This window comes from Flavobacterium sp. (assembly GCF_040382755.1).
Classification (GTDB): Bacteria; Bacteroidota; Bacteroidia; order Flavobacteriales; family Flavobacteriaceae; genus Flavobacterium.
The window spans coordinates 1-8,849 of the sequence record NZ_JBEIET010000088.1; the positions used below are offsets into that span (position 1 = coordinate 1).

At 32.8% G+C, this 8,849-nt stretch carries 7 protein-coding genes and 1 pseudogene; 7 read left to right on the forward strand and 1 reads right to left on the reverse strand.

Going from position 1 to position 8,849, the window contains the following annotated elements:
* The first annotated feature begins 207 nt into the window (after nt 1-207).
* The 5 genes from ABWO04_RS08310 to ABWO04_RS08330 all read left to right on the forward strand — a co-directional run bounded on the left by ABWO04_RS08310 (nt 208) and on the right by ABWO04_RS08330 (nt 7,302).
* Nucleotides 208-1,017 carry an endonuclease/exonuclease/phosphatase family protein gene (locus tag ABWO04_RS08310; protein WP_353079054.1) on the forward strand — a complete coding sequence of 270 codons (810 nt, stop codon included), beginning with the start codon at nt 208-210 and terminating at the stop codon, nt 1,015-1,017.
* 183 nt (nt 1,018-1,200) lie between these two features.
* Nucleotides 1,201-1,653, forward strand: coding sequence for a MarR family winged helix-turn-helix transcriptional regulator (locus ABWO04_RS08315; RefSeq protein WP_353079056.1), 453 nt, complete (start codon nt 1,201-1,203; stop codon nt 1,651-1,653).
* Between the two features lie 56 nt (nt 1,654-1,709).
* Nucleotides 1,710-4,100, forward strand: a complete 2,391-nt coding sequence (locus tag ABWO04_RS08320; RefSeq protein ID WP_353079058.1) for a 3-hydroxyacyl-CoA dehydrogenase/enoyl-CoA hydratase family protein — start codon at nt 1,710-1,712, stop codon at nt 4,098-4,100.
* A 107-nt stretch (nt 4,101-4,207) separates the two neighbouring features.
* Nucleotides 4,208-5,389 carry a thiolase family protein gene (locus tag ABWO04_RS08325; protein WP_353079060.1) on the forward strand — a complete coding sequence of 394 codons (1,182 nt, stop codon included), beginning with the start codon at nt 4,208-4,210 and terminating at the stop codon, nt 5,387-5,389.
* A gap of 116 nt (nt 5,390-5,505) precedes the next feature.
* Nucleotides 5,506-7,302, forward strand: a complete 1,797-nt coding sequence (locus ABWO04_RS08330; RefSeq protein WP_353079062.1) for an acyl-CoA dehydrogenase FadE — start codon at nt 5,506-5,508, stop codon at nt 7,300-7,302.
* 107 nt (nt 7,303-7,409) lie between these two features.
* Here ABWO04_RS08330 and ABWO04_RS08335 read toward each other — a convergent pair whose 3' ends face one another.
* Entirely contained in the window at nt 7,410-7,853 is a 444-nt protein-coding gene (locus ABWO04_RS08335; RefSeq protein ID WP_353079064.1) for a DUF4268 domain-containing protein, read from the reverse strand.
* A 44-nt stretch (nt 7,854-7,897) separates the two neighbouring features.
* Here ABWO04_RS08335 and ABWO04_RS08340 point away from each other — a divergent pair, with 44 nt between their 5' ends.
* Nucleotides 7,898-8,539, forward strand: a complete 642-nt coding sequence (locus ABWO04_RS08340) for an NUDIX hydrolase (protein WP_353079066.1) — start codon at nt 7,898-7,900, stop codon at nt 8,537-8,539.
* 43 nt (nt 8,540-8,582) lie between these two features.
* A pseudogene (locus tag ABWO04_RS08345) lies at nt 8,583-8,849 on the forward strand (1-acyl-sn-glycerol-3-phosphate acyltransferase); the annotation flags it as partial.

Genomic DNA, 8,849 nt, shown 5'->3' on the forward strand with positions numbered 1-8,849 from the left:
ATATAAACGTGATTTATAGCTGGTTTACAAGATTTATCTTATGAAAACCAAAGCGTTAGTGGGTGAAGTGGCATCCTTTTTTTTAAAATAACACCAAAAAAGATATAACGGAACACACGACCTGAAAGGGAACGCAATAAAAATAATATAAAAGGTGTAATTTATATTGATTTTTTTTATATTTAGTGTTCAATTAAATATCTGAATATGTTAACATTAAAATATCTTTTTTACTTTTTATTTGTTACTTGTGTTTCGTTTTCTCAAGTTACGGTTTGTAGTTGGAATATTATGAACTTAGGTAAATCAAAGTCGGATAGTGAATTGGACATAATAGCTAATTCTATTAAATCATATGATGTAATAGCTGTTCAGGAAGTTGTAGCGGGTTATGGTGGTGCATTAGCTGTTAGTAGATTGGTTTCTATATTAAATAGGAAAGGTACAAAATGGGAATATGTAATAAGTAATCCAACAACGAGTACGAATCCATCAAGTCGAGAACGTTATGCTTTTATTTGGAAACCTTCAATTGTAAAAAAAACTGGCAATTGTTGGCTTGATCAAAACTATCAAAAAGAAATTGATAGAGAACCTTATATGGGAACCTTTCTATATAAGGGTAAATCATTTACAATCGTCTCATTTCACGCTGTTCCAAAAAAGAAAAACCCCGCCAGTGAAATTAAGTATTTTAAATTTTTTCCTATTAAATATCCAAAACTTAATTTAGTTTTTATGGGTGATTTTAACTGTCCTCAAAGCCATTCTGTTTTTTTTCCTATCAAAAAGAATGGATTTACAAATGTTTTTAAAAATCAAAAGACCAGTTTACGTCAGAAATGTATTAATAATGATTGCTTAGCTTCAGAATATGACAATATTTTTTACAAATTAAGTAAAATTAAAATAGTGAAAAACGGTATTGTACCTTTTTATAAATCATTTAAATCGCTTAAAGAAGCACGTAAAATTTCAGATCATATACCAATTTGGTGTACTTTTCAATTAATTTGAATTTTAGCATTAATTATTTTGTAAGAATTACTCTTAATTTATTTAACAATTAATTAGTATTGGATTTATAATTCGTTTTCTTTTTTATTTGTAAATTTACATAAGCAAGTATTAAATATAAAAAATTTTACACAAATACTATGCGTGCATAGTATTTTTTTTTATATTTGAAAAAAATATTTTATGCAAGATAAAACAATTGATTATATTTTAAGGTTTACCTGGCAAACGGTTTCTAAAATGTATAATGAAGAAGCAGCAAAGTATGGCGCTACAATGGCTACCGGTTTTGCTTTGTTAAGCATTGATAAAGATAAAGGAATTCCTTCAACTGCTTTGGCACCTAGAATGGGTATGGAAGCTACAAGTTTAACCAGAACATTAAAATCTATGGAACAAAGAGGGTTGATTGTACGAAAAAAAAATCCTGCTGATGGAAGAGGTGTTTTGATATTTTTAACGGAAGAGGGAAAACAAAAAAGAGAATTATCTAAACAAACCGTTCTGCAATTTAATGAAGTAATTAAATCTAAAATTACCGAAGAACAACTAACTAATTTTATGCAAGTTGCCGATATAATTAATGAACAAATTCTTGAAAAAGAAATTTTTGATAAAAACATCAAACTAAAATAATGTATAAATCTTTATATTATTAAAATACTAAAGTCTCCAAAATTAAATACATATAAATGAAACGAAATATTAAAAAGGTTGCAGTTATTGGATCTGGAATTATGGGTAGTGGAATTGCCTGCCATTTTGCAAATATAGGAGTAGAAGTAATTTTGTTGGATATTACTCCAAATGAATTAACTGAATCAGAAATCAAAAAAGGGTTGACTCTTGAGAGTAAGTTAGTAAGAAACAGATTGGTTAACGACCATTTAGCAACAGCTTTAAAGTCGAAACCATCACCAATATATCATCAAAGTTTCGCCAGTAGAATAAGTACTGGAAATACAACCGATGATATGGCTAAAATTGCTTCTTGTGATTGGATTATTGAAGTGGTTGTAGAACGTTTGGACATAAAGAAATCTGTTTTTGAACAAATTGAAAAATATAGAAAACCAGGAACGTTAATTACTTCAAACACATCTGGAATTCCAATTCACTTTATGAGTGAAGGTAGAAGTGAAGATTTTCAAAAAAACTTCTGTGGAACGCACTTTTTTAATCCAGCACGTTACTTAAAATTATTCGAAATTATTCCAGGACCACAAACTTCATCAGAAGTATTAGATTTCTTAAATGGTTACGGAGAAAAATTTTTAGGTAAAACTTCTGTAGTTGCTAAAGACACTCCAGCTTTTATTGGTAACAGAATTGGAATCTTCGGTATAATGAGCTTGTTTCATCAAGTAAAAGAATTAGGTTTAACGATTGAAGAAGTTGATAAATTAACGGGTCCTGTAATTGGTCGACCTAAATCGGCAACTTTCCGAACTGTTGATGTTGTTGGTTTAGATACTTTAGTTCACGTGGCGAACGGAATTTACGAAAATTGTAAGACAGATGAAGTTTTAGAATTATTTAAATTGCCAGATTTCATCAATAAAATGATGGAAAATAAATGGTTGGGAAGTAAAACCAATCAAGGATTCTATAAAAAAGAAGGGAAAGAAATTCTTTCTTTAGATTTAAATACATTAGAATATCGTGCCGCTAAAAAAGCATCATTCGCAACTTTGGAATTAACAAAAACTATCGATAAACCGATTGATAGATTTAAAGTATTAATAACAGGAAAAGATAAAGCAGGTGAATTTTATCGTAAAAACTTTGCTTCAATGTTTACGTATTGTTCGAACAGAATTCCAGAAATCACAGATGCTTTTTACAAAATTGACGATGCGATGAAAGCTGGTTTTGGTTGGGAAAACGGACCGTTTGAAATTTGGGATGCTATCGGTGTTCAAAAAGGAATTGAAATGATGCAAGCGGAAGGCTTTCAACCTGCAAGTTGGGTTACAGAAATGATAGCATCAGGAAATACGACTTTCTACTCTGTAAAAGAAGGAGCAACTTATTTTTACAATATAGAGAAAAAACAAACAGAGAAAATTCCGGGACAAGATGCTTTTATTATTTTAAATAACATTCGCGAAAGCAAAAAAGTTTGGAACAATAGTGAGAGTATTATTACCGATTTAGGCGATGGAATTATCAATTTAGAATTTACTTCTAAAATGAATTCTATCGGAGCTGGAGTTTTACAAGGAATAAACAAAGCCATCGATATTGCTGAAAAAGGTTATGAAGGATTAGTAATTGGAAATCAAGGAACGAATTTTTCTGTAGGGGCAAATTTAGCAATGATTTTTATGTTGGCTGTTGAGCAAGAATATGACGAATTAAATATGGCCATCAAAATGTTCCAAGACACGATGATGCGCTGTCGTTATTCATCTATTCCAGTAATTGCTGCACCACACGGAATGACACTTGGTGGTGGTTGCGAATTAACTATGCATTCAGATAGAGCAGTTGCTGCTGCTGAAACATATATAGGATTAGTAGAATTTGGTGTTGGTGTAATTCCTGGTGGTGGTGGTTCTAAAGAAATGGCGCTTCGTGCATCCGATTTGTTTAGAAAAAATGATGTGGAATTAAATGTATTACAAGAATATTTCTTAACAGTTGGAATGGCGAAAGTCGCAACATCTGCTTATGAAGCTTTCGATATTGGCGTACTTCAAAAAGGAAGAGATATTGTTGTTGTAAATAAAGATAGACAAATTGCTACGGCAAAACAAGTGGCTTTACAAATGGCAAATCAAGGGTATACGCAACCTTTTAGAAGAAATGATATAAAAGTTTTAGGTAAACAAGCATTAGGAATGTTTTTAGTCGGAACGGATCAAATGGTTGCAGGACAATTCATTTCAGAGCACGACCAAAAAATAGCAAATAAATTGGCTTATGTTATGGCAGGTGGCGATTTATCTGAACCAAATTTAGTTTCCGAACAATATTTATTGGATTTAGAACGTGAAGCTTTCTTATCGCTTTGTACGGAAAGAAAAACATTAGAACGTATTCAGTTTATGTTAACTAAGGGAAAACCGTTGAGAAATTAAAGCCCCCTAACCCCCAAAGGGGGAATAATGGAGCAAAAAAGTAATGATAATTTAAAATCCTATTTACCCCTAATAGGAATTCCCCCTTTGGGGGTTAGGGGGCTAATATGAAAACAGCTTATATAGTATCCGCATACAGAACTGCAGTAGGAAAAGCGCCAAAAGGGTTATTTCGATTTAAACGACCTGACGAATTAGCTGCAGAAACCATCGAACATATGATGGCGCAATTGCCAAATTTCGATAAAACAAGAATTGATGATGTTATGGTTGGAAACGCTATGCCAGAAGCAGAACAAGGTTTAAATGTGGGACGATTAATTTCCTTAATGGGATTAAAAGTAACAGATGTTCCAGGTGTGACAGTCAATAGATATTGCGCATCTGGATTAGAAACCATCGGAATGGCTACAGCTAAAATTCAATCAGGAATGGCGCATTGTATCATTGCTGGTGGAGCTGAAAGTATGAGTTATATTCCTATGGGTGGCTACAAACCTACTCCAGATTATAAAGTTGCAGCAGCAGGAAACGAAGATTATTATTGGGGAATGGGTTTAACAGCCGAAGCTGTGGCAAAACAATTCAATATTTCAAGAGAAGATCAGGATAAATTTGCTTACGAATCGCATATGAAGGCCTTAAAAGCGCAAGCTGAAGGTAAATTCGATAGTCAAATTGTACCTATAAATATTGAACAAACATTTGTAAACGAAAATGGAAAAAAAGAAACCAAATCGTATGTCGTTTCAAAAGATGAAGGTCCAAGATTAGGAACTTCGGTTGAAGCATTAGCCAATTTAAAGCCAGTTTTTGCAGCTGATGGTTCTGTGACTGCAGGAAATTCCTCTCAAATGAGTGATGGTGCCGCATTCGTTTTAGTGATGAGCGAAGAAATGGTAAAAGAATTAAATTTAGAACCAATTGCTCGTTTAGTCAACTTTGCTTCTGCAGGTGTAGAACCAAGAATTATGGGAATTGGACCTGTAAAAGCCATTCCAAAAGCGTTATCTCAAGCTGGATTGACATTAAAGGATATCGATTTAATTGAATTGAATGAAGCATTTGCTTCTCAGGCATTAGCCGTAACTCGAGAATTAGGTTTAAATCCTGATATTATTAACGTAAACGGAGGAGCAATTGCTTTAGGTCATCCACTTGGTTGTACAGGCGCAAAATTATCGGTACAATTATTTGAAGAAATGAAATTAAGAAAATCTAAATACGGAATTGTTTCGATGTGTGTTGGAACAGGACAAGGAACTGCCGGAATTTTCGAATTGATGTAAGCCCCCTAACCCCCAAAGGGGGAATCGTGGAGCAGAAAATATTTAAAAAAAGTAAATAATATAAAAACCCTACTTACCCCTAGTAGGTTTCCCCCTTTGGGGGTTAGGGGGCTAATATGGAAGATATCACAAGAGGAGGACAATTCCTTGTAAAAGAAACAAAGTGCGAAAATGTTTTCACTCCAGAAGATTTTAACGAAGAACAAATTATGATGCGTGATTCTGTAAAAGAATTCGTAGATAAAGAACTTTGGGCACATAAAGATAAATTTGAGAAAAAAGATTACGCATATACCGAACAATGTATGCGAAATGCGGGAGCATTAGGATTTTTAGGCGTTGCTGTTCCAGAAGCATATGGCGGATTAGGAATGGGATTTGTAAATACAGCTTTAGTCTGCGATTATATTTCAGGAGCAACGGGTTCGTTTTCAACCGCTTTTGGTGCGCATACAGGAATTGGAACAATGCCAATTACATTGTATGGAACTGAAGAACAAAAACAAAAATACGTACCAAAATTAGCTTCAGGCGAATGGTTTGGTTCGTATTGTTTGACAGAACCAGGTGCCGGTTCGGATGCGAATTCTGGAAAAACTAAAGCAGTTTTATCTGCTGATGGCACACATTATTTAATCTCAGGTCAAAAAATGTGGATTTCAAATGCAGGATTTTGTAACGTAATGATTGTTTTTGCTCGAATCGAAAATGATAAAAATATTACAGGATTTATTGTTGAATACGATAGAGAAAATACAAACGGAATCACTTTAGGTGAAGAAGAACATAAATTAGGAATTCGCGCAAGTTCAACACGTCAAGTTTTCTTTAATGAGACTAAAGTTCCTGTTGAAAATATGTTAGCTGGTAGAGGTGAAGGTTTTAAAATAGCAATGAATGCTTTAAATGTCGGTCGAATTAAATTAGCAGCTGCTTGTTTGGAAGCACAAAGAAGAACCATTTCTGGAGCTGTAAATTACGCCAACGAAAGAATTCAGTTTAATACACCAATTTCAAGTTTTGGTGCCATTCAAGCTAAATTAGCAGAGATTACTACAAATTGTTACGTAGATGAAAGTGCAACTTACAGAGCTGCTGGAGATATTCAAAACAGAATTGAAACTCGTGAAGTGGAAGGTAATTCTCAACAAGAGGCAGAGTTAAAAGGTGTAGAAGAATATGCTATTGAATGTTCAATTTTAAAAGTTGCCGTTTCAGAAGATGTGCAACATTGTACAGATGAAGGAATTCAAATTTTTGGTGGAATGGGATTCTCTGAAGATACACCAATGGAATCAGCTTGGAGAGATGCCCGTATTGCTCGTATTTACGAAGGGACAAACGAAATTAATCGTATGCTTTCTGTAGGAATGTTGGTTAAAAAAGCAATGAAAGGTCACGTTGATTTAATAGGTCCAGCTATGGCTGTTGCCGAAGAACTAATGGGGATTCCATCTTTTGATGTGCCTGATTATTCAGAATTTTTAGCAGAAGAAAAAGAAATGATTGTTAAATTGAAAAAAGCATTTTTAATGGTGGCTGGTGCAGCTGTTCAAAAATTTGGAGCTGAATTGGAAGATCATCAACAACTTTTAATGGCTGCAGCCGATATGTTAATTGAAATTTATATGGCAGAAAGTGCCGTTTTGAGAACTGAAAAAATGGCAAAAAAATTAGGTACTGATAAAGTAAGTGACCAACTTGCTATGACTCAATTGTACTTATATAATGCGGTTGATATTGTTACTCAGAAAGGAAAAGAAGGGATTGTTTCTTTCGCAGAAGGCGACGAGCAACGTATGATGTTAATGGGATTACGCCGTTATACAAAATATGTAAATATGCCAAATGTGGTGAAATTACGTGAGCAAATTGCTGCTAAAGTCATCGCAGAAAATAAATATTGTTTTTAATAATTAATTTGTTTGTGTTAAAAAGTCCTGAGAAATCAGGACTTTTTTTATTTAATTTTTTTTTCAGTCTCGTGTCTAAAATCCGAAATCTATTATCTAATTTCCAATTAAGTATTCACTTCTAAATCTTTAATATAATCTTCATTTTCATAAAAGAAACGTTCAAAAGCATCCATTTTATCATAGAAAAAATTGAAAATGGTTTCCCAATCTGTTTTTCGGTTCAAACTCACATCTGATAGTTCAACCCAAACACGACTTATAATTTTACCACTTTCTAAATAATGTTCTCTGTCGAAGATTACATCAGATAAAAAATCATTCATCAAAATTTCTTTTAACGATTCGACTTTTTCAAAATAGATTTTTCGTTTAGTTTCATCTTTGGGTTCAATATCTAACATTACATATGCTTTTTTATTATCTACATTAAATTTAAATGTAACGTCTTTAATTTTAGTATTATACAGCAACCATTTTCTTGGATATTCGTTTCCAAAAGTGCTCCAAAATTCTTTCTTTATTAATTGCGCGTCAGCTTTACTATACATTTTTGTAATTATTTTTTGTAACTTTATAAATTAGAAATCTTAAAATGGAATTCACTCACTTTATAAATAATATCGCAAATTTAAAGAAAGAAAAGTTGTTAGCCACAGATGCGCACATAAAAATGGCGCCTTTGGAACGAATATCTTATCTTAAGGATAAATCGTATTCTGAAATTGAACCAAAAAATGCAGCCGTTTTAATGTTGGTTTATCCTAAAAATGAAATAGCACATTTGGCTTTAATTGTACGTAATACCTATCCTGGAGTGCATTCTTCCCAAATTAGTTTTCCAGGCGGAAAGGAAGAATTTGAAGATGGAACATTAGAATTTACAGCACTTAGAGAAACCGAAGAAGAAGTTGGCGTTCAAATGAATAAAGTTGAAATTATTAGACAATGTAGTGAGATTTATATTCCGCCAAGTAATTTTTTAGTTACTCCATATTTAGGTTTTTCAAAGGAAAATATACAATTTATTCCGAATCCCGATGAAGTGCAACGCGTATTAGAATTCCCAATTCATCAACTGCTAAATGATAAAACTATCGTACAAACTAAAATGACTACTTCTTATGCTATAAATATTGACGTGCCTGCTTTTGAAGTCGAAAATTTCTTAATTTGGGGTGCTACTGCAATGATGCTCAGCGAGTTAAAAGAGTTAATTAAAAACGCAATGAAGTAGTATAAAATTACTAAATTTGCATCGTTTTTAAAACGCAATTCGTATGGGATTATTCAAAAGAAATCCGTTTGGACATATATTATTCATCAAAAAATGGTTAATTCGTATTTTTGGTGCATTAACTCATAGTAGATACAGAAGTTTTAATAATTTACAAATTGATGGCTCAGATATTATTCGAAATTTACCAGATAGAAACGTGCTTTTTATTTCTAACCATCAAACGTATTTTGCAGATGTAACCGCTATGTTTCACGTGTTTAACGCAGCTTTAAAAGGACGGGAAAATAATATTAAAAATGTATTTTAC